Source organism: Escherichia sp. WS547, assembly GCF_046486065.1.
Taxonomy (GTDB): domain Bacteria; phylum Pseudomonadota; class Gammaproteobacteria; order Enterobacterales; family Enterobacteriaceae; genus Escherichia; species Escherichia coli.
The window spans coordinates 43,499-66,152 of record NZ_JBJQMA010000003.1 but is presented as its reverse complement, the minus strand read 5'-3'; the positions used below and the strand labels follow the sequence as shown (position 1 = coordinate 66,152).

Annotated in this window: 17 protein-coding genes; 4 read left to right on the top strand and 13 right to left on the bottom strand. The window is 52.5% G+C overall.

The genetic code is table 11. The features are described from left to right. Nucleotides 1–203: 203 nt before the first annotated feature. A complete protein-coding gene (gene arcB / locus ACJHWK_RS03960; RefSeq protein WP_020233286.1) occupies nucleotides 204–2,540 on the bottom strand; it encodes an aerobic respiration two-component sensor histidine kinase ArcB in 2,337 nt (778 codons plus the stop codon). Nucleotides 2,541–2,635: 95 nt separating this feature from the next. Further along, nucleotides 2,636–3,565 carry a TIGR01212 family radical SAM protein gene (locus ACJHWK_RS03955; RefSeq protein WP_001521402.1) on the bottom strand — a complete coding sequence of 310 codons (930 nt, stop codon included), beginning with the start codon at nucleotides 3,563–3,565 and terminating at the stop codon, nucleotides 2,636–2,638. 674 nt (nucleotides 3,566–4,239) lie between these two features. Here ACJHWK_RS03955 and gltB point away from each other — a divergent pair. From gltB to ACJHWK_RS03940, 3 genes are all read left to right on the top strand, one after another. Beyond that, nucleotides 4,240–8,700, top strand: coding sequence for a glutamate synthase large subunit (gene gltB / locus ACJHWK_RS03950; protein ID WP_000965039.1), 4,461 nt, complete (start codon nucleotides 4,240–4,242; stop codon nucleotides 8,698–8,700). Between the two features lie 12 nt (nucleotides 8,701–8,712). Next, nucleotides 8,713–10,131 carry a glutamate synthase subunit GltD gene (gene gltD / locus ACJHWK_RS03945; RefSeq protein ID WP_001521405.1) on the top strand — a complete coding sequence of 473 codons (1,419 nt, stop codon included), beginning with the start codon at nucleotides 8,713–8,715 and terminating at the stop codon, nucleotides 10,129–10,131. 183 nt (nucleotides 10,132–10,314) lie between these two features. After that, nucleotides 10,315–11,427, top strand: coding sequence for a YhcG family protein (locus ACJHWK_RS03940; protein WP_001521407.1), 1,113 nt, complete (start codon nucleotides 10,315–10,317; stop codon nucleotides 11,425–11,427). A gap of 59 nt (nucleotides 11,428–11,486) precedes the next feature. On the opposite strand, the gene nanQ is transcribed toward ACJHWK_RS03940, so the two are convergent. The 6 genes from nanQ to nanR all read right to left on the bottom strand — a co-directional run bounded on the left by nanQ (nucleotide 11,487) and on the right by nanR (nucleotide 16,962). Continuing rightward, complete coding sequence (gene nanQ, locus ACJHWK_RS03935; RefSeq protein WP_000979887.1) at nucleotides 11,487–11,951, bottom strand: N-acetylneuraminate anomerase; 465 nt, start codon at nucleotides 11,949–11,951, stop codon at nucleotides 11,487–11,489. Beyond that, nucleotides 11,948–12,823, bottom strand: coding sequence for an N-acetylmannosamine kinase (gene nanK, locus ACJHWK_RS03930; protein WP_000209000.1), 876 nt, complete (start codon nucleotides 12,821–12,823; stop codon nucleotides 11,948–11,950). Before nanK ends, nanQ begins: the two co-directional genes overlap by 4 nt. Beyond that, nucleotides 12,820–13,509 carry an N-acetylmannosamine-6-phosphate 2-epimerase gene (locus ACJHWK_RS03925; protein ID WP_000054239.1) on the bottom strand — a complete coding sequence of 230 codons (690 nt, stop codon included), beginning with the start codon at nucleotides 13,507–13,509 and terminating at the stop codon, nucleotides 12,820–12,822. Before ACJHWK_RS03925 ends, nanK begins: the two co-directional genes overlap by 4 nt. A gap of 47 nt (nucleotides 13,510–13,556) precedes the next feature. Beyond that, nucleotides 13,557–15,047, bottom strand: coding sequence for a sialic acid transporter NanT (gene nanT / locus ACJHWK_RS03920; RefSeq protein WP_001521408.1), 1,491 nt, complete (start codon nucleotides 15,045–15,047; stop codon nucleotides 13,557–13,559). A gap of 108 nt (nucleotides 15,048–15,155) precedes the next feature. After that, a complete protein-coding gene (nanA, locus tag ACJHWK_RS03915; RefSeq protein ID WP_000224714.1) occupies nucleotides 15,156–16,049 on the bottom strand; it encodes an N-acetylneuraminate lyase in 894 nt (297 codons plus the stop codon). A gap of 121 nt (nucleotides 16,050–16,170) precedes the next feature. Beyond that, nucleotides 16,171–16,962 (bottom strand): transcriptional regulator NanR, encoded by a 792-nt coding sequence (gene nanR / locus ACJHWK_RS03910; RefSeq protein ID WP_000523844.1) that lies wholly within the window; start codon nucleotides 16,960–16,962, stop codon nucleotides 16,171–16,173. A 379-nt stretch (nucleotides 16,963–17,341) separates the two neighbouring features. On the opposite strand from nanR, the gene dcuC reads away from it, so the two are divergent. After that, nucleotides 17,342–18,709 (top strand): anaerobic C4-dicarboxylate transporter DcuC, encoded by a 1,368-nt coding sequence (gene dcuC / locus ACJHWK_RS03905; RefSeq protein WP_000466989.1) that lies wholly within the window; start codon nucleotides 17,342–17,344, stop codon nucleotides 18,707–18,709. A gap of 43 nt (nucleotides 18,710–18,752) precedes the next feature. Here dcuC and sspB read toward each other — a convergent pair whose 3' ends face one another. From sspB to zapE, 5 genes are all read right to left on the bottom strand, one after another. Further along, nucleotides 18,753–19,250: a ClpXP protease specificity-enhancing factor gene (gene sspB / locus ACJHWK_RS03900; protein WP_000366126.1), complete on the bottom strand. Its 498-nt coding sequence runs from the start codon at nucleotides 19,248–19,250 to the stop codon at nucleotides 18,753–18,755. Between the two features lie 5 nt (nucleotides 19,251–19,255). After that, nucleotides 19,256–19,894, bottom strand: a complete 639-nt coding sequence (sspA, locus tag ACJHWK_RS03895) for a stringent starvation protein SspA (RefSeq protein WP_000257293.1) — start codon at nucleotides 19,892–19,894, stop codon at nucleotides 19,256–19,258. 394 nt (nucleotides 19,895–20,288) lie between these two features. Continuing rightward, a complete protein-coding gene (gene rpsI / locus ACJHWK_RS03890) occupies nucleotides 20,289–20,681 on the bottom strand; it encodes a 30S ribosomal protein S9 (RefSeq protein WP_000829818.1) in 393 nt (130 codons plus the stop codon). Nucleotides 20,682–20,696: 15 nt separating this feature from the next. Beyond that, nucleotides 20,697–21,125, bottom strand: a complete 429-nt coding sequence (gene rplM, locus ACJHWK_RS03885) for a 50S ribosomal protein L13 (protein WP_000847559.1) — start codon at nucleotides 21,123–21,125, stop codon at nucleotides 20,697–20,699. A gap of 218 nt (nucleotides 21,126–21,343) precedes the next feature. Continuing rightward, nucleotides 21,344–22,471, bottom strand: coding sequence for a cell division protein ZapE (gene zapE / locus ACJHWK_RS03880; protein WP_001521409.1), 1,128 nt, complete (start codon nucleotides 22,469–22,471; stop codon nucleotides 21,344–21,346). Nucleotides 22,472–22,654: the final 183 nt, after the last annotated feature.

The window sequence follows — 22,654 nt, the reverse complement described above, 5'->3', positions numbered from 1 at the left end:
AAACACATTAATTTTTTTAATAAAAATGCTACGCATCACACATTTAACTGATTCATGTAACAAATCATTTAAGTTTTGCTATCTTAACTGCGTGCGGCCTGAAAAACAGTGCTGTGCCCTTGTAACTCATCATAATAATTTACGGCGCAGCCAAGATTTCCCTGGTGTTGGCGCAGTATTCGCGCACCCCGGTCTAGCCGGGGTCATTTTTTAGTGGCTTTTGCCACCCACGCTTTCAGTACTTCTACGTCGTGACGCCACTCTTCTTTCATCTCTTCAATCCATTCACCGACGTTATCTTCCCAGGCGGGAAGGTCAGGAGACTGAATTTGCTGACCCAGCTGTTGCAGATGGCGTAACCCCACTGACCCCGCCGCACCTTTAATTTTATGTCCTTCCTCAACAATGCCTTTTTTATCCTGCGCCGTCAGATTCGACTCCAGCACGCTGACATAGCCCGGCATCATCTTCTCAAACACCGCTAACCCGTCGGTGATCAGCTTCGGTCCTACAAGTTCGAGATACTGTTCCAGCATGGGAATATCGAGCAATGCTTCTGATTTACTGTTCTCTTCTGTCGTCACCGTACTCTCCTCATCATCCTGGGTATCCCAGAATTTCTTGATCATCGCGGTTAGCACCGGAACAGAAAGCGGCTTACTCAGCACATCATCCATTCCAGCATTGAGGTACTCTTGTTTGTCTTTCAACACGTTAGCGGTTAAGGCCACCAGCGGCGGTAAATCCTCGCGCGGATAACGCTTCGTCAGTTCACGAGAGATATCCAGCCCGGTCATATCTGGCAACTGAATATCCAGCAATACCAGGTCGTATTCGCCCGGTTTAAACATCTCCAGCGCCGCCTTGCCGGTCATGGCGACATCAACGCTGTTACCTAATTTTTCCAGCACAGAACGCGCGACAATCACGTTCAGTTCAATGTCTTCCACCAGCAGCACATTCAGCGCCGGTAAAGGCATATCGTCTTCATCAAACGCATCATCGACCTCTTCAGCCACCGACGGTGCGTGGATCGTCAACGTAAAGGTTGAACCTTTGCCCTGTTCGCTGGTAACCGTAATATCGCCGCCCATATTTTTCGCCAGACGACGAGAAACGGCCAGACCAATACCGGTGCCGGTGGCAGGTTTACCGCCATGACTGTCTTTCACCTGGTAATACATGGCAAAGATTTTATCCAGCTCATCCTGCGGAATGCCGATACCAGAGTCTTCCACTTCAAAATGCAGCATATCGCCTTCATCGTAGCGCACGCGCACGGTAACCTGGCCTTGCTGGGTGAATTTGACGGCGTTACTGATGAGGTTCCACAGGATCTGCCGTAAACGCGTCCCGTCGGTAATGACCTGATGCGGTAATGGCAGCGTAGGCTCCAGATTAAAGCGCAATCCTTTTTGTTGCGCCTGCAATGCGGAGAGATTTTCCAGATCGGCAAGGAAGCTGGTGAAATCAACCGGCTGATTATCAAGCTGGACCTTACGCCGTTCCATCTTATCCATGTCGATAATATCGTTGAAGATATTCCCGAGCGTGACGGCCGAAACATGGATGGTTTTGAGATATTTTTCCTGCTCGGCGGTGAGTTCGGTATCCAGCAGAATGCGGCTCAGGCCGACGATACCATTCAGCGGCGTACGCAATTCGTGACTGATGGTGGAGATAAACGTCGTTTTGTCGCGGCTGGCCCGTTCAAGCGCATCCTGATACCGCTTACGCTCGGTAATGTCGCGACCAAAGCCCATCAAACCGTGACGTTTACCCACGCGGTCGTAGTACGGCACTTTACGGATTTCAAAGCAGGCTTTGCGCCCGTCCGGGTAATCCAGCCACTGTTCATAGGTCAGTGACACATTATGACGGAACACTTTTTCATCGGTTTCAATGACTTTTGCGGCGGCTTCCGGTGAGTAAACATCAGCAGGTTTCAGGTGAACCAGTTGTTTTTCGCTTTTTCCGGTCAGCAGCTCCATCGCGCGGTTACAGCCAGAAAACTCTTTATCTTCGTTACGATAAAAAACCAGGTCGGGTGAAGCATCAAGGAAGGAACGTAAGAATGAGGATTGCTGTTCGAGCTGAATTTGTGTCTCTTCACGCTCTTTAATTTCAATTTTCAGTTGGCCGAAGGTTTCCTGCAGTTCTGCTTCCGCTTTTTCACGAACGGCGATTTCCTGATTTAGCTGGGCAATATTATCTTTTAACTGAACGTTGAGGCTCAAATCGCGCTCGCGCATCTCCTCCAGTTTTTGCACCAGCCGTGACAGACGTTGTCGTGACTCCTCCAGTTGCTCGACGACCACCGATAGAAAGTAGACCGCCCACGGCGTAATCAGCAAACCAAAGAAGATAGAACGAATAACATCAATGCTTTCGACCTGACCATGCAGCACCATGGTTACCGCCATTTGTACCACAATGGCAAGAACGACGAGGGCCAGCGCCAGCAACATTGAGAAGCGCACCAGACCTAACTTCATCATCAGGTCAACATAATACTGCGCCAGCAGACGAATTTGCTTCATTAGGGAATTCCTTCACGACAACCTGCCCCAATAATACCCAATTCTGACAGTTACGTTATAAATTGTGTGAGAAATGCGGAATTCCCCTCAATGGTCTACTCCGTTGGAGGTAGCCACGGACGTCCCAGCGCCGATCCCTGTACGCCATGTTCATTCAGATAGCGATCCAGCTCGACCATTCCCGTCCATCGATTTTCGCACCACAGCGGAGCAAGCAGCGTCGGGCGACGGGCGCTGGCGGAAATGCGGTGGTAGATCACTTCCGGTGGCGTATGGCGAATCATTTCTCCGGCAGTGAGCGTGTAATCCTCCAGTTCAATACCGTTCAAACGCCCCGCTTCCCAGGCTTTCGCCATAATGCTGCCTTTCACAATATGCAGCGGATGCAGCTTTATGCCGTCCACGCCAGTTTCAACCACTCGCTCCAGCGTTTGCAAACATTCAGCCTGCCCTTCGCCAGGCAGGCCGACAATTAAGTGAGAACACACCTTCAGCCCACGCTCACGCGCCAGCTGCGTCGTGCGCTGATAACAGGCAAAATCATGACCGCGATTGATGCGATGCAGCGTTTTGTCGTTGGCGGTTTGTAGCCCCAGCTCCAGCCACACTTCGTAACCCTGGTCCTTATATTCGCAAAGCAGATCCAGCACCGCATCCGGCACGCAGTCCGGGCGGGTACCAACACACAAACCGACAATATTGGCCTGGCTCACCGCCTGCTGATACATAGAACGCAGCACCTGAACTTCCGCAAAGGTGCTGGTATACGCCTGAAAGTAGGCCAGATAGCGTTTAGCGCGGTTAACTAAATTCGCCTGGTGCGCCAGTTGTTCGGCAATGGAACGATGTTGCTGCGCTTCATCGGCAAACGAGGCCACATTACAGAATGTGCAGCCACCACGCCCGATGGTACCGTCACGGTTAGGGCAGCTAAAACCGCCGTGCAGCGTCAGCTTATGCACCTTTTGCCCATAACGACGGGTGAGATCACCACCAAACATATTGACTAATTTCTGTAACTGCATAATCTGATAGACCGCGCCTTGAAAAGAGGCCAAAGCCTGCCATTTTTAGCTCAATTCGGCGATGACCTGGATCAATCGTCCCGGCCTGCTTTTATCAACTGCATAATCAATCAAAATTACCGAAATTTCATGCATAATCACATAAATCACTTTTGCTTATCTTGTGTCAGATTTTTTTATCTCCTTATGGATTTTAGGCAAAAACAGTAGCATGAAACGTCATTACCAATTAAGGCAGTATAAAATGCTGGTTTTCTCGTCAGTTCAAGGCAGGATAAGGGTTAACACGCCTTTATGACAGTCAGGAATTGACTGTTTCTCTAACGACTCCCCTTTTAGCCTTAAAGATAAAATCCACTTTAATTTCAGCCATTTAATAAAGAATTTTGCGCTAAAGCACATTTCTGTACCAATAAGCTTGCCATTTGACCTGTATCAGCTTTCCCGATAAGTTGGAAATCCGCTGGAAGCTTTCTGGATGAGCAGCCTGCTCATCATATTTATGCAGTAATTGAGATCCCCTCTTCACCGTATTAACCGATGCGAAAAGGACAACAAGGGGGCGAATGCGAGGCGCGCGTATGACACGCAAACCCCGTCGCCACGCTCTTTCTGTGCCCGTGCGCAGCGGTTCGGAAGTGGGGTTCCCGCAGAGCCTGGGGGAGGTTCACGATATGTTGTACGATAAATCCCTTGAGAGGGATAACTGTGGTTTCGGCCTGATCGCCCACATAGAAGGCGAACCTAGCCACAAGGTAGTGCGTACTGCAATACACGCACTGGCCCGCATGCAGCACCGTGGCGCGATTCTCGCCGATGGTAAAACCGGTGACGGTTGCGGCTTGCTGTTACAAAAACCGGATCGCTTTTTTCGCATCGTTGCGCAGGAGCGCGGATGGCGTTTAGCAAAAAACTACGCTGTCGGGATGCTCTTCCTGAATAAAGATCCTGAACTCGCTGCTGCCGCACGCCGCATCGTTGAAGAAGAGCTGCAACGCGAAACGTTGTCGATTGTGGGCTGGCGTGATGTCCCCACTAACGAAGGCGTGCTGGGTGAAATCGCCCTCTCCTCTCTGCCACGCATTGAGCAAATTTTTGTGAACGCCCCGGCAGGCTGGCGTCCGCGCGATATGGAGCGCCGTCTGTTTATCGCCCGCCGCCGCATTGAAAAGCGTCTCGAAGCCGACAAAGACTTCTACGTCTGTAGCCTGTCGAATCTGGTCAATATTTATAAAGGTCTGTGTATGCCGGCGGATCTGCCGCGCTTTTATCTGGATCTTGCGGACCTGCGTCTGGAATCGGCCATTTGCCTGTTCCACCAGCGCTTCTCCACTAACACCGTACCGCGCTGGCCGCTGGCGCAGCCGTTCCGCTACCTGGCGCATAACGGTGAAATCAACACCATCACCGGTAACCGCCAATGGGCGCGCGCACGTACCTATAAATTCCAGACGCCGCTGATCCCTGACCTGCACGACGCCGCGCCGTTCGTCAACGAAACCGGCTCTGACTCCAGTTCCATGGATAACATGCTGGAACTGCTGCTGGCAGGTGGGATGGATATCATCCGCGCCATGCGTCTGTTAGTACCACCCGCCTGGCAGAACAATCCGGATATGGACCCGGAACTGCGTGCCTTCTTTGACTTTAACTCCATGCATATGGAGCCGTGGGATGGCCCGGCGGGCATCGTGATGTCTGACGGTCGTTTTGCCGCCTGTAACCTCGACCGTAACGGTCTGCGTCCGGCACGCTATGTCATCACCAAAGATAAGCTCATCACCTGCGCCTCTGAAGTTGGTATCTGGGATTATCAGCCTGACGAAGTGGTCGAAAAAGGCCGCGTGGGGCCAGGCGAACTGATGGTTATCGACACCCGCAGTGGGCGCATTCTGCACTCGGCAGAAACCGATGACGATCTGAAAAGCCGTCATCCATATAAAGAGTGGATGGAGAAAAACGTCCGCCGACTGGTACCGTTTGAAGACCTGCCCGATGAAGAAGTAGGTAGCCGCGAACTGGACGACGACACACTTGCCAGTTACCAGAAACAGTTTAACTACAGCGCGGAAGAGCTGGACTCCGTAATTCGCGTACTGGGCGAAAACGGTCAGGAAGCGGTCGGTTCGATGGGCGACGACACCCCATTCGCCGTGCTCTCCAGTCAGCCGCGCATTATTTACGACTACTTCCGCCAGCAGTTTGCCCAGGTGACTAACCCGCCAATCGACCCGCTGCGTGAAGCGCATGTTATGTCGCTCGCCACCAGCATTGGTCGTGAAATGAACGTCTTCTGTGAAGCAGAGGGCCAGGCGCACCGTTTAAGTTTTAAATCGCCGATTCTGCTCTACTCCGATTTCAAACAGCTCACGACGATGAAAGAGGAGCACTACCGCGCAGATACACTGGATATCACCTTTGACGTCACCAAAACCACGCTCGAAGCGACGGTCAAAGAGCTGTGCGACAAAGCTGAAAAAATGGTACGTAGCGGCACTGTGCTGCTGGTGCTCTCCGACAGGAATATCGCTAAAGATCGCCTGCCGGTTCCAGCCCCGATGGCGGTTGGCGCGATCCAGACCCGTCTGGTCGATCAAAGCTTGCGTTGCGATGCCAACATCATCGTCGAAACCGCCAGCGCCCGCGATCCGCACCATTTCGCCGTGTTGCTGGGCTTCGGTGCGACGGCTATTTATCCGTACCTTGCCTATGAAACGCTGGGCCGCCTGGTAGACACCCACGCGATTGCCAAAGATTATCGTACCGTGATGCTCAACTACCGTAACGGCATCAACAAAGGCTTGTACAAAATCATGTCCAAAATGGGCATCTCCACCATCGCCTCTTACCGCTGCTCGAAACTGTTTGAAGCGGTCGGTCTGCACGATGATGTCGTAGGCCTGTGCTTCCAGGGCGCGGTCAGCCGCATTGGCGGGGCAAGCTTTGAAGACTTCCAGCAGGATCTGCTGAATCTGTCGAAACGTGCCTGGCTGGCGCGTAAGCCCATCAGCCAGGGCGGCCTGCTGAAATATGTGCACGGCGGCGAATACCACGCCTACAACCCGGACGTGGTGCGCACGCTGCAACAGGCGGTACAAAGCGGCGAGTACAGCGACTATCAGGAATACGCGAAGCTGGTTAATGAGCGTCCGGCAACCACGCTGCGCGATCTGCTGGCAATTACGCCGGGTGAAAACGCGGTCAACATTGCTGATGTTGAACCGGCAAGCGAACTGTTTAAACGCTTCGATACCGCTGCGATGTCTATCGGCGCGTTAAGCCCGGAAGCCCACGAGGCGCTGGCTGAAGCGATGAACAGCATCGGCGGCAACTCTAACTCCGGTGAAGGCGGCGAAGATCCGGCACGCTACGGCACCAACAAAGTGTCGCGCATCAAGCAGGTGGCTTCCGGTCGCTTTGGGGTTACTCCGGCGTATCTGGTCAATGCCGACGTCATTCAGATTAAAGTCGCCCAGGGCGCGAAGCCGGGCGAAGGCGGTCAGTTACCGGGCGATAAAGTCACGCCTTACATCGCCAAACTGCGCTATTCGGTGCCCGGAGTGACGCTGATCTCCCCGCCGCCGCACCATGATATCTACTCTATCGAGGACTTAGCGCAGCTTATTTTCGACCTCAAGCAGGTTAACCCGAAAGCGATGATCTCCGTGAAGCTGGTTTCCGAACCGGGAGTAGGCACCATCGCGACTGGCGTGGCGAAAGCTTATGCCGATTTAATCACCATCGCAGGCTATGATGGCGGCACCGGCGCAAGTCCGCTTTCATCGGTGAAATACGCAGGCTGTCCGTGGGAGCTGGGGCTTGTTGAAACCCAACAGGCGCTGGTTGCCAATGGTCTGCGTCATAAGATCCGTTTGCAGGTTGATGGCGGCCTGAAAACCGGCGTTGATATCATCAAAGCGGCGATTCTCGGCGCAGAAAGCTTCGGCTTCGGCACTGGCCCGATGGTGGCGCTCGGCTGTAAATATCTGCGTATTTGCCATCTGAACAACTGCGCGACGGGTGTTGCAACTCAGGATGACAAACTGCGTAAGAATCACTATCACGGCCTGCCGTTCAAGGTGACGAATTACTTTGAGTTTATCGCACGTGAAACCCGCGAGCTGATGGCACAGCTGGGGGTAACGCGTCTGGTGGATCTGATTGGTCGCACCGACCTGCTGAAAGAGCTGGACGGTTTCACCGCCAAACAGCAGAAACTGGCGCTGTCGAAGCTGCTGGAAACTGCCGAGCCACATGCAGGTAAGGCACTCTACTGCACCGAAAACAACCCGCCGTTTGATAACGGCCTACTGAACGCGCAGTTGCTGCAACAGGCAAAACCGTTTGTCGATGAACGCCAGAGCAAAACCTTCTGGTTCGATATCCGCAACACCGACCGTTCTGTCGGCGCATCGCTTTCAGGCTATATCGCCCAGACGCACGGCGATCAGGGGCTGGCTGCCGATCCGATCAAGGCGTACTTCAACGGCACCGCAGGCCAGAGCTTCGGCGTGTGGAACGCGGGCGGCGTGGAACTGTACCTGACCGGTGATGCCAACGACTATGTCGGTAAAGGCATGGCGGGCGGCTTAATCGCCATTCGCCCTCCGGTTGGCTCAGCCTTCCGCAGCCATGAAGCAAGCATTATCGGCAACACCTGCCTGTATGGCGCGACCGGAGGTCGTCTGTATGCCGCAGGCCGCGCGGGTGAACGTTTCGGCGTACGTAACTCCGGTGCTATCACCGTGGTAGAAGGCATTGGCGACAATGGCTGTGAATATATGACGGGCGGTATTGTCTGTATTCTGGGTAAAACCGGCGTGAATTTCGGCGCGGGTATGACCGGAGGCTTCGCTTACGTTCTCGATGAAAGCGGCGATTTCCGCAAACGCGTTAACCCGGAACTGGTCGAGGTCTTAAGCGTTGACGATCTGGCGATCCATGAAGAGCATCTGCGTGGTCTTATCACCGAGCATGTTCAGCATACTGGCTCTCAGCGTGGTGAAGAGATTCTGGCGAACTGGTCAACCTTCGCCACTAAATTTGCGCTGGTTAAACCGAAGTCCAGTGATGTAAAAGCACTGCTGGGTCACCGTAGTCGTAGCGCAGCAGAGTTGCGCGTGCAGGCGCAGTAAGGGGTAGCAACAATGAGTCAGAATGTTTATCAATTTATCGACCTGCAGCGCGTTGATCCGCCAAAGAAACCGCTGAAGATCCGCAAAATTGAGTTTGTTGAAATTTACGAGCCGTTTTCCGAAGGCCAGGCCAAAGCGCAGGCTGACCGCTGCCTGTCGTGCGGCAACCCATACTGCGAGTGGAAATGCCCGGTACACAACTACATCCCGAACTGGCTGAAGCTCGCCAACGAGGGGCGTATTTTTGAAGCGGCGGAACTGTCGCATCAGACCAATACCCTGCCGGAAGTGTGCGGACGTGTCTGCCCGCAAGACCGTCTGTGCGAAGGTTCCTGCACCCTGAACGATGAGTTTGGCGCAGTGACCATCGGCAACATTGAGCGTTATATCAATGATAAAGCGTTCGAAATGGGCTGGCGTCCGGATATATCTGGCGTGAAACAGACCGGTAAAAAAGTAGCGATTATCGGTGCAGGCCCGGCGGGTCTGGCGTGTGCGGATGTGCTGACGCGCAACGGCGTAAAAGCGGTTGTCTTCGACCGTCATCCGGAAATTGGCGGATTGCTGACCTTCGGTATTCCGGCTTTCAAGCTGGAAAAAGAGGTAATGACGCGCCGCCGTGAAATCTTCACCGGCATGGGTATTGAATTCAAACTCAATACCGAAGTGGGCCGCGACGTACAGCTGGACGATCTGCTGAGTGATTACGATGCCGTGTTCCTTGGCGTCGGGACTTATCAGTCAATGCGCGGCGGGCTGGAAAACGAAGACGCCGATGGCGTGTACGCAGCGCTGCCGTTCCTTATCGCCAACACCAAACAGTTAATGGGCTTTGGCGAAACCCGCGAAGAACCGTTCGTCAGCATGGAAGGCAAACGCGTGGTGGTACTTGGCGGTGGCGACACTGCGATGGACTGCGTGCGTACGTCTGTACGCCAGGGAGCGAAGCACGTTACCTGTGCCTATCGTCGTGATGAAGAGAACATGCCAGGTTCCCGCCGCGAAGTGAAAAACGCGCGGGAAGAAGGTGTAGAGTTCAAATTCAATGTCCAGCCACTGGGGATTGAAGTGAACGGTAACGGCAAAGTCAGCGGCGTAAAAATGGTGCGTACCGAAATGGGCGAACCGGATGCCAAAGGCCGTCGCCGCGCAGAGATCGTGGCAGGGTCAGAGCATATCGTTCCTGCAGATGCGGTGATCATGGCGTTTGGCTTTCGCCCGCACAGCATGGAATGGCTGGCAAAACACAGCGTCGAGCTGGATTCCCAAGGCCGCATCATCGCTCCGGAAGGCAACGACAACGCTTTCCAGACCAGCAACCCGAAAATCTTTGCTGGCGGCGATATCGTCCGAGGTTCCGATCTGGTGGTGACCGCTATTGCCGAAGGTCGTAAGGCGGCAGACGGCATTATGAACTGGCTGGAAGTTTAATCCCTGCTCCAGCGCCGCCTCCTCAGAAAAGAGTCGGCGCTGAAATTCTCCTTTCGTTCTGGAAAGCGCCTCGCATAATCTGAAGAAAACCAATGTAATACGCATATCTGGATTGTTACCGGCAGATGCCCGGCGTATAGCTGATTCCATTATTCAACACTGCGCCATATTAAGGGACAGATAATGGAATCGCTCTCAGAAGGAACCACAGCAGGCTACCAGCAAATCCACGACGGCATTATTCATCTGGTCGATAGCGCCCGAACGGAAACGGTACGTAGCGTTAACGCGTTAATGACCGCGACGTACTGGGAAATTGGCCGACGAATTGTCGAATTTGAACAAGGTGGCGAGGCCAGGGCTGCGTATGGTGCGCAGCTAATCAAGCGACTATCAAAGGATTTAAGTCTAAGGTATAAGCGTGGATTTTCCACCAGGAATTTATGGCAGTTTAAGAATTTTTATATTTGTTTTCAAAGAATTGAAATTGTGCAGACACTGTCTGCACAATTCACCCCCACAATTCTCCAGACTGTGTCTGGAGAATCTTGCCATTTAGCGCAACTCGCCAAATCCTTCCCCCTGCCCTGGTCCACTTACGTCCGTTTGCTTTCTGTTAAAAAAGCTGATGCTCGCAGCTTTTATGAGAAAGAGACACTCCGCTGTGGCTGGTCTGCTCGTCAGCTCGAACGACAAATTGCGACCCAGTTTTATGAGCGGACACTACTGTCACATGACAAATCAGCCATGCTGCAACAACACGCTCCTACCGAGACGCATATTCTTCCGCAGCAGGCGATACGCGATCCCTTTGTGCTCGAATTTCTGGAATTGAAAGATGAATACTCAGAATCCGATTTTGAGGAGGCGCTGATCAACCACCTGATGGATTTCATGCTGGAACTTGGGGATGATTTTGCCTTTGTTGGTCGACAGCGAAGGTTACGCATTGATGACAACTGGTTTCGTGTCGATCTGCTGTTTTTCCACCGCCGTTTACGCTGCCTGCTAATCGTCGATCTAAAAGTGGGCAAATTCAGCTATAGCGATGCCGGACAGATGAATATGTATCTCAACTACGCCAAAGAGCACTGGACGCTACCGGATGAAAATCCGCCCATCGGTCTGGTTCTCTGTGCAGAGAAAGGAGCCGGAGAAGCACATTATGCTCTGGCAGGTTTGCCTAACACCGTTCTGGCGAGCGAATATAAGATGCAACTACCTGATGAAAAACGACTCGCGGATGAACTCGTTCGAACACAGGCGGTGCTAGAGGAAGGCTATAGACGCCGTTAATTTCAGCGGTTTCGAATTCTGCAGACAGTGTCTGCAGAATCTTTAAAACGAACTAAGTTTTAAGCCATTAAATCAGCCTTAACCTTCACCACAACCTTTTTAATCTCATCAGGTTCGCCGACAACGCATCCTGGTTTATGCGGTTCTCCCGGCATAAACACGGCGAACATTCCCGGTTTTAAGATGATGGCTTGCTCGTTCTCAATGGCGCTGCAAAGCTGGTAATCATCCTCATGGTGGAACTCTTCACACTGACGCGCAGTGCCTGCCGTGCCAAACAGAATCCGTTCCTCACCGTTTAACAACAGCTGGATATCAATGTATTGCTCGTGCAATTCCGCTTTTTTCTCGACGGGCGATTGAGTGTTAAACGTCATGACATTCATAAAGATATTGTCGCCCTGTAATTCGTAACGACCCGGTGCTTTTTCTTGCGGCCTGGCGGCTAAGGCTAGTGTTAACGCGTCCTGTAACGCAGGATGCAATCCGGCAGACGGTAATGACTGTACTTCACCCATCATCATAATTTTTCTCCCTGGGCCAACAGCGCAGCCCCAAGTAAACCTGCATCGTGGCGGTAGTGCGCCGCCAGTAAATCAACATGAAATGCCGCTGGCTCCTGCGCCAGATACGTTTCCACCAGCGCCAGATACCCCTCTGCCAGACCAACGCTGCCACCGACCACCACGCACTGGCAATCAGTTGTGGCTTTAATATCAGCGATCAGCCTTGCAAGCGTACGTGCGGAACGGTGAATCAGTTGCTGTGCCTGCTCATCGCCCTGCCCGGCATGCGTGAAAATAGTTTTCGCATTCGCACCAGCCAACTCCCCTTGCGCCGCCGCCGCAATGCCGCGACCAGAAGCAATCGCCTCCACGCAACCTGTGCGTCCACAGCCGCAGACTGGACCATGCGGATCGGCAAGCGTATGCCCGATGTGCCCCGCCAGACCTCCAGGGCCGGTAAGCAGTTTGCCGCCGCTCACTACACCGCCGCCGACGCCAGTGGAAACAGTGATAAACACCATCTCGGTTATATCGCCTTCCAGCGCCTGATACTCCGCCCATGCTGCGGCCTGCGCGTCGTTAATGGCAATGGTCGGCAAATCGGTAAGTTGCTCCAGCGTTTTGACTAACGGAAAGTGTAGTAATCCACCGAGATTATGCGGATTAAGCGCCAGCAAACTGCCGTCGCGAATAATTCCGGTTGAAGCGATGGCAACCCGCTGCGCATGAGCTTGCAACGGAGAGACTAATGCGGATAAGGCATCACGCAAGGCTTCTGGTGTCTGGCTGGCTGGCGTAGGAAGTTCACGACGATCGCGGATCTGCCCATCAGCGCCAATCAGCGCGGCGGCAAGTTTAGTACCGCCGATATCAATCGCCAGTGTGGTCATAGCACCGCCTTTTTCATCGCTGTGTTGTACCACTGACAAATGTGTTCAAGACGCGTAATGGCAGAACCGACCGTCACCGCCCACGCGCCGTGGCGCATCGCATCTGCCGCCTGAGCAGGCGTGTTGTAACGCCCTTCGGCAATCACCCGACATCCGGCGTCGCTCAACGTTTTCACCAGCGCCAGATCCGGCTCTTCTGGCGTTTCAGGCGTGGTATAGCCAGAAAGCGTAGTGCCAATAATTTCGGCTCCCAGCTTTTGGCATGCCAGGCCGTCTTCCGGCGTTGAGCAGTCGGTCATCGCCAGTAAACCGTGATGGTGAATACGTGCCAGCAACGTTTCAACAGGCACCGGACGCGGGCGGTCGGTGCCGTCAATGGCGATAATGTCCGCGCCCGCCTGCGCCAGCGCATCAACATCTTCAATATAGGCCGTGATGCGTACCGGAGAATCCTCCAGATCGCGTTTCACAATCCCGATAATTGGCACGCTCACCACCGCACGCGTGGCTTGCAGATTTGCCACACCTTCAATGCGAATGGCAACCGCGCCCGCCTGCTCTGCAGCTAATGCCATGGCAGCGACGATTTCGGGTTTATCGAGCGGGCTGTCAGGGACCGGCTGGCAGGAGACAATCAGGCCACCGTTAGCAGCGATTTTTTGATCCAGTTGTGCAAGTAACGACATACATCTTCCCTTAGCGAAAGGCCCGGTACAGAGACCGGGCAACAGGATTAACTTTTGGTTTTGACTAAATCGTTTTTGGCGCGGCCAAATGGCACGGCACCGCTAAATGGTTTGCCGTCGATAGCGTCATGAGTACGCAATGCTTCCGGGCGCAGCCAACGTTGAACGCGGGAAGGCATATCCAGACCAATCAGCAGGATCACCACAAATGTCAGACTGAACGAGAGCGATGCCAGCGCAGTACCCAAATCCAGACGTTGAGCGATCAACGCGCCGATGATTGGGGCCAGTGCACCGCCCAATGCGCCGACGTTGTAGGTAAAGCCCAGGCCCGCTGCACGCTGGTCGGTATCGAAATAACCGCCAATCAGTTTCGGTAAGATCCCGGCGATCCCTTGTCCAAGCATTTGCTGGAAGAACAGTAACAGACCGAGCACCCAGACGTTTGCGCCGCCAATCGCAAATACCGGAATAATCAGCAGCTGCGAGGCCAGCAGGCTACAAACGTACGCTTTGCGGGTTCCCAGCCAGTCACCGAGGAAGCCACCTACGCAGCATCCCACCGCCGCGCCAAAGCCACTAAAGAACAGCACGTTGGCGACAGTATGCGGGTTATAAGCCAGATCGGTTTTCAGATACGTTGGCAGCAGCGCCTGAATCGGCCATGAGTAGAGGAAAGCAAACAACACGACCACCATCAGCATTACGCCCGTTGGCCAGCGTTTGCCCGTACTTTGCACCATAAAGCTGATAAAGATTGCGGCGCATAACAGCCCAAGAACAGCGACGATCACGGCATTTTGCAGGTTACCGGCGAAGCAAAACCACAGCGCAGTAGCCGCCGCCAGTGTCATTACGATATTGGCAATGCGATGTTCACCACGGTAGAGAATATCTACCATCGTGCGTACTGGTGCTTTACCAGCATGTTTCTCTTTCCAGTCTTCCGCTTCCGGGATGTTTTTACGCAGCCAGAGAGCAAAGATGATTGGCAAAATGCCGATAAAGAACAGCGCACGCCAGCCCCAGACCGGAACCACCAGGCTATAGACCTGAGCGGCAACGACGGCCCCCACAGAGAAGCCGGAAATCAGAAAACCACTGGCTTTATTACGCAGATGTTTTGGCCAGCTTTCAATGACATAGGTGGCGCTGGAACCGTATTCACCCGCCATCCCCATGCCGATGACCAGACGAGCGATAAACATGGTGATGTAGCCTGGCGCAAAGCCGCAGGCCAGCGTCCCGGCCGAGAAGAGAACGATGCTGGTGACCATTGCCAGACGACGCCCGTAGCGGTCACCCATAGCGCCGAGCATCAGGCCGCCGAACCAGCGAGAGATAAAGGCTGCGGAGATCAGACTTGCCGCCTGCACCGTCGTCAGCCCGAATTCACCTTGTACTTCGGTGAGTACCAGGGCGATTAAAACGAAATCAAAACCGTCAAGCAGATATCCCAACCAGGCAGCGGAAAATGCCCGCCATTGTGCACGATTGAGATGGCGATACCACGGGATATTCTGGGTTGTAGTACTCATTGTGAGTCTCCCGCGGTGGGCGATGCCCACACGCTTTGGTATGAAAATTGTAGGGTACAGATGCGTTTATTTCCCCTCACCCGGTAGGGGCGAGCGAGGGGAAACAACTCACCCGCGCTCTTGCATCAACTGCTGGGCCAGCGCCTTCAGTTCTGGCAGATACTTTTCATCGACCGGACCAAACGGTTTGCGGCACAGCGGCACAGAAACGACATCCATATAATGCAGGACCGTTTTCAGGCCGCGGAATACGCCCGTTTTGATCAGTAAATCAATGACTTTATTACATTCGGTTTGCAGCTTCTGCGCGGTCTGGATATCGCCTTCTTTCAGCGCCTTCACAATCCCCTGATAACGCCAGCCCATGATGTTGTAAGTACTACCGATACCACCATCAGCGCCCGCCAGAAGACCAGAGGCGAAGATTTCGTCGTAACCGTTATAGAGCACCAGATCAGGATGTTCACGACGGATCTGTTCCATCTGATAGAGATCGCCAGAGGTCTGTTTCAGCGCGCCGACACCAGGCAGCGTAACCAGGGTGTTGATCTGATCCAGGGTTAGTTTTACCCCGCTCAGGGCAGGAATGTTGTACACCACCATCGGCAAACCATCCGCCGAATCAATAATTGCCCGATAGTGATCGCAGTGTTCTTCAAAGCTGAAAGGATAGTAGAACGGCGTGACGGCGGAGACGGCATCGAAGCCATAACGTTTAGCCGATGCCGCAAGTTGTTGGCTTTCGGCGGTGCTGACGCAACCGACGTGGGCGATGAGTTTAATCTTACCTTTCGCCTCTTCGGCGACGATTTCCAGTACCTGTTCACGCTCGGAAAGGCTTTGTACAAAGGCTTCGCCGGTCGAACCACCCACGTATAAACCGTCAATGCCCTGCTGAATATTGAACTGAACCAGGCGACGCAGACTCGCTTTATCCAGTGCTTGTTGTTGATCAAAAGGAGTCAGGAGTGCAGCCATTACGCCACGTAAATTCGTTGCCATAAATACCTCTGAAGTGATGCTTGTCTGATAAACGATATACCTTTATACCTGTTATACCAGATCAATTAAGCAACACCCCATACAGAAAGCTTATAATGCGATCTGCTTCACTAAAGTGGCATTATTTCTTTTTGTTGGTGGTCTGACCGAAGGCGTGCCAGGTAGCAGAGACGCTGTTGAGATGCGATTGCAACGCACGATCGGCTTCGTCAGGATCATGACGCCGGATCGCGTCAACGATCGCAATATGCTGTTGATAGCTAACGTTGTTATGCTCGTGCAGAGCCTGATCAGCCACGGTTGGACGTGCGGCGATCAGCCAGTCGAGCAGGGCAACGTGGATCGCCATGAAGATTGGGTTACCGGGGATCTCCGCCAGAACGCGGTGGAAATCAACGTCTGAGCGAATGAATGCCGCGTTGTTATCCAGCGACTGACTGTTGATTTCCAGTGCTTTTGCCAGCAAATCGATTTGTTCATCGGTGGCGTGTTCAGCCGCATAGCGCACCAGGCTGGATTCAAAGAACAGACGTAATTGTTCGAAATGGGCAATCCCGCCAGGATGAGAAAGGAAATCTTTCGCCATGCCGGAAAGCTCGCCGATGATGGTGTCCGCAGAAGGACGTGAGACGCGAGCGCGTTCGCCGTTGTTTATCTGCACCAGACCTTTGCGTTTTAACGCTGCCAGCGCTTCGCGCACCGAAGGACGCCCGACGTTAAAGAACGCCATCAGTTCGCGTTCAGACGGTAATTGTTCACCTTCGCCAAATTCACGACGGCGGATCATCTGTTCCAGCTCTTCTTCCACCATTTCGGAGAGTTTTTTACGCGCCAGCGGGCGGCTGCGTAAGTTGCGGCCAATTGCAGGTGAAGAATCTTCGGTTTGCGAATCAAATGCGTTCATAAGGCCCATTCTGTAAGGTCAGTGTGATTAACATCATCAGTGACATCCTATCACAGGATTGAAAGTAGGGGGAAATGGCGGGGTTTTCTCTTTGTGCCTCATCATTACCATAATTAACGGAATAATTAACTATTGCGAAAAATTAATGTAACGCAGATAAAAACATCCCGATTGAATTATTCATAAGACTATTAACAAGTATTATGAATATTATGAATATGTTCTTACAAAATAATCATAAGCGCATATTTTTTAATGAAAAATCACCTCACCTACAATTAAAAACACGACATCCGCACCATAAATGGCCTTGCAAAAAATATAACATCATTGTTTTCAATCTGCCGTTTATGGGATTGACCGTTTTCTTTTGACACGGAGTTCAACAATGTTCGGCATAATTATATCTGTCATCGTATTAATTACGATGGGCTATTTGATCCTGAAAAACTACAAACCTCAGGTGGTGCTGGCTGCCGCAGGTATCTTCCTGATGATGTGCGGTGTCTGGTTAGGGTTCGGTGGTGTGCTCGATCCCGCCAAAAGCAGCGGCTACTTGATCGTCGATATTTATAATGAAATCCTGCGCATGCTGTCCAACCGCATTGCCGGATTGGGGCTGTCGATTATGGCAGTGGGCGGTTATGCCCGCTATATGGAGCGCATAGGGGCAAGTCGCGCGATGGTGAGCTTGTTAAGCCGCCCGTTAAAACTCATTCGCTCGCCGTATATTATTCTGTCGGCAACTTACGTCATCGGCCAAATCATGGCGCAGTTTATTACCAGCGCCTCCGGTCTGGGTATGTTGCTGATGGTCACCTTATTTCCGACGCTGGTGAGTCTGGGAGTAAGTCGCCTCTCTGCGGTGGCGGTTATCGCAACCACGATGTCCATTGAGTGGGGGATTCTGGAAACGAACTCCATTTTTGCTGCCCAGGTCGCAGGAATGAAAATTGCCACTTACTTCTTCCACTACCAGCTTCCGGTCGCCTCTTGCGTCATTATCTCGGTGGCGATCTCCCACTTTTTCGTGCAACGCGCTTTCGACAAAAAAGATAAAAATATCAATCACGAACAGGCAGAGCAAAAAGCTCTCGATAATGTCCCGCCGCTCTATTACGCCATTTTACCGGTGATGCCGTTAATCCTGATGCTCGGCTCGCTGTTCCTTGCCCACGTCGGGCTGATGCAGTCAGAACTGCATCTGGTGGTGGTGATGTTACTGAGTTTGACGGTGACGATGTTTGTTGAGTTCTTCCGCAAGCATAACTTGCGCGAAACAATGGATGATGTGCAGGCGTTTTTTGACGGCATGGGTACGCAGTTTGCCAACGTGGTAACGCTGGTGGTCGCGGGTGAAATATTTGCGAAAGGCTTAACGACGATTGGCACTGTCGATGCGGTTATCAGGGGTGCGGAGCATTCTGGTCTGGGCGGTATTGGCGTGATGATTATTATGGCGCTGGTCATTGCCATTTGTGCCATTGTGATGGGCTCAGGCAATGCGCCGTTTATGTCATTTGCCAGTCTTATTCCGAATATCGCAGCCGGACTACATGTGCCAGCGGTTGTAATGATTATGCCGATGCATTTTGCCACGACGCTAGCGCGCGCTGTTTCGCCGATTACTGCGGTGGTGGTCGTTACGTCAGGAATTGCAGGCGTTTCGCCTTTTGCGGTAGTGAAGCGGACAGCGATCCCCATGGCAGTCGGTTTCGTGGTGAATATGATTGCCACAATCACGCTATTTTATTAAGTCATTAAAAAGACAAAACAGGCCGCCAGGGCCTGTTTTAGTATTACTTCACAACGCGTAATGCTGGTCGACCACCACGTGGTGGCTGCGGTGGTTCATCGTCAGGATGAGTGTCATCATCGTGATCTGGCTTGTCGCCATCAATAACCGACATAACGGTTTCGTTGTCTGCCGATGCCTCTTCATCATTCATGATGCTGGCATCTTCATCGTAGGCAGCTTCAGGTTCAAACATCGTGCCTGCGCCATTTTCACGGGCGTAGATAGCCAGCACGGCAGCCAGCGGCACAGAAACCTGACGCGGAATGCCACCAAAGCGCGCGTTAAAGCGCACCTCATCATTCGCCAGTTCCAGATTGCCGACAGCACGCGGCGCAATATTGAGTACGATTTGCCCGTCACGCGCATATTCCATAGGAACCTGCACGCCAGGGAGCGTCACATCCACCACCAGGTGCGGCGTGAGCTGGTTATCCAGCAACCACTCATAGAATGCACGCAGCAGATAGGGACGACGTGGTGTTAGCTGTGACAAATCCATACAGATTAACTCCGGCCCAGACGCATTTCACGTTCAGCTTCAGTTAAAGAAGCAAGGAAAGAGTCACGCTCAAAGACGCGGGTCATATAGCCTTTCAGCTCTTTCGCACCCGGGCCGCTGAACTCGATACCCAGTTGCGGCAGACGCCACAGCAGCGGAGCAAGGTAGCAATCGACCAGGCTGAACTCATCGCTCAGGAAGTACGGCTTCTGACCGAAGACCGGCGCAATCGCCAGCAGTTCTTCGCGCAGTTGCTTACGTGCGGCATCTGCTTCAGAAGCTGAACCGTTGATGATGGTGTTCATCAGCGTGTACCAGTCTTTTTCGATGCGATGCATGTACAGACGGCTTTCACCGCGAGCTACCGGGTAAACAGGCATCAGTGGCGGATGCGGGAAACGCTCATCCAGATATTCCATAATGATGCGAGATTCCCACAGGGTCAGCTCACGATCCACCAGGGTCGGAACGCTCTGATTCGGGTTGAGGTCAATCAGATCCTGAGGCGGATTGTCCTTTTCCACGTGTTCGATCTCGAAACTTACACCTTTCTCAGCCAGCACAATGCGGACCTGATGGCTATAGATGTCAGTAGGACCGGAAAACAGCGTCATTACCGAACGTTTGTTGGCAGCGACAGCCATGAAAACCTCCAGGTATAGTCAGAATTTTTACTGCTACCAGCCACCAGGTGGCCAGTCAGAAGTTGTGTTACCCAGTAAGGAACGACTCTCTTTGTTCGAAAATCAAACAAAAAATGAGCAATACCCGACATTTGGGCAGAAAATTGGATGATAGTTTACCAGATTTTGCGACCTTTGTGGTGAGTCGATGCCGGAAATGGGGAAAAAGAGATGCGCTTTAGTCTGAAATAGTTGACTTAGTCCCTTATTGGCGATGTGGTTTTTGTTTTGCCTGTCTGTCAGACGGCAGCAAAAAGCAACTTTCCATTTTTTACGCTGATTCAGAATTTAGCCATAAAAAAACCCGCCGAAGCGGGTTTTTTCGCAAATTGTTTTCTGCCGGAGCAGAAGCCAATTAACGTTTGGAGAACTGCGGACGACGACGTGCTTTACGCAGACCGACTTTCTTACGTTCAACCTGACGAGCGTCACGAGTAACGAAGCCAGCTTTACGCAGTTCAGAACGCAGGGACTCGTCGTATTCCATCAGAGCGCGGGTGATACCGTGACGGATCGCACCAGCCTGACCAGAGATACCACCACCTTTAACGGTGATGTACAGGTCCAGTTTCTCAACCATGTCGACCAGTTCCAGCGGCTGACGAACTACCATGCGGGCAGTTTCACGACCGAAGTACTGTTCCAGAGAACGTTGGTTGATTACGATTTTACCGTTGCCCGGTTTGATGAAAACGCGAGCTGCGGAACTTTTGCGGCGACCAGTGCCGTAGTATTGATTTTCAGCCATTGCCTATAATCCCGATTAGATGTCAAGAACTTGCGGTTGCTGTGCCGCGTGGTTGTGCTCGTTACCCGCGTAAACTTTCAGTTTACGGAACATAGCACGACCCAGCGGGCCTTTTGGCAACATGCCTTTAACCGCGATTTCAATCACACGCTCAGGACGGCGAGCAATCATCTCTTCAAAGGTCGCTTGTTTGATACCACCGATGTGGCCGGTGTGGTGATAGTACACTTTGTCAGTACGCTTGTTGCCGGTTACAGCAACTTTGTCAGCGTTCAGAACGATGATGTAATCACCGGTATCTACGTGCGGAGTGTATTCCGCTTTGTGCTTACCGCGCAGGCGACGAGCCAGTTCAGTAGCCAGACGGCCCAGAGTTTTACCGGTCGCGTCAACAACATACCAGTCGCGTTTTACGGTTTCTGGTTTAGCTGTAAAAGTTTTCATTAAAAGCTTACCCAATAAATAGTTACACGTTGGTGAACACCCAAACGTCTTCAATTGTTGAGGTTCACACGACAAAGTCCGGCAAACCTACCCCTTCGAATAGCCTATGCCAGCACACAAAAAGTTTTGGGAAAAAAACTTTCTTGTAACGTGGGGTCGCAGGATTATAGAGAAGTCGGGGTCAAAGATCGACCCCTTTTTGTGATTTGTGGCAGGTTTTAACCCGCTAAATGCTCGCGCTTCAGATACTCTTCGCTTTGCATCTCTTGCAGACGTGACAGGCAACGCTGGAACTCAAACTTCAGCCGATCGCCCTGATAAATTTCATACAGCGGCACTTCTGCACTCACCACTAATTTGACATGGCGCTCGTAAAACTCATCCACCAGCGCAATAAAGCGCCGCGCTTCGCTCTCCATCAACCGCGTCATAACTGGTACATCAAACAACATGACCGTGTGAAAGAGGCGTGAGAGCGCAATATAGTCATGCTGACTGCGGGCGTCGACGCACAGCGTAGTAAAAGAGACCGCCAGCGTCTGGTTCTCGACGCCCATTGTCGCCAATGGCCGATGGTTGATTTCTAACGTCGGTGAATTTTCTCGTTTCGCCCCCGCCAGCGCCAACCATAGTTTATCCATTTGCGCCCGGGTTTCATCGTTGAGGGGCGAAAGCCACAGATGCGCCTGAGTGAGTGTACGCAGTCGATAATCAACACCAGCGTCCACGTTCATTACATCACAATGCTGTTTAATAGCATCGATTGCAGGCAAAAAACGCGCACGTTGCAGGCCATTTCGATAAAGTTCGTCCGGCGGAATATTTGACGTCGCTACCAGCGTTATTCCGCGAGCGAACAGGGCTTTCATCAGGCCGCCAAGTAGCATGGCGTCGGTAATATCAGAAACAAAAAATTCGTCAAAACAGAGCACGTCAGTTTCTGCTTTAAAGCGATCGGCAATAATTTCCAGCGGATCGGTCTGCCCCTGCAAAGCAGTTAGCTCTTCATGTACCCGCAGCATAAAACGGTGAAAGTGCAGACGCTGTTTCCGCTCTCCCGGCAGGCTTTGATAGAAAAGGTCCATCAGCCAGGTTTTCCCGCGTCCTACACCGCCCCACATATATAAGCCACGCACTGGCGTATGCTTTGTGTCTTCGCGTTTACCCCACAGCTTACCGACCCGCGCCATTAGCCCACTCGTCCTGGGGGCTGGAGGCGTGCTATTGATGAGTTCCTGATAAATAATTTCCAGGCGGCTGACGGCCTCTTTTTGAACGTCGTCGGGTTGATGGCTGCCTTCATTGAGCGCCTTCAGGTATTGCGATGTTGGGGTAATGCTTTGCATGATCTTATTGTTATTCCTTGAATAATCGGTGCGCCGTTGTTCACGGTTGACGAAAAAAAGGCCGTTCTACACTACGCGATATGCAGTCGGGATTCCACTTCTGTGGAATTAACGGTTATAGTGGCATAATCAGCCGCAGGCATGGAGCCTGAAGCCAACACCCTACGGAAACAAAAGACAACG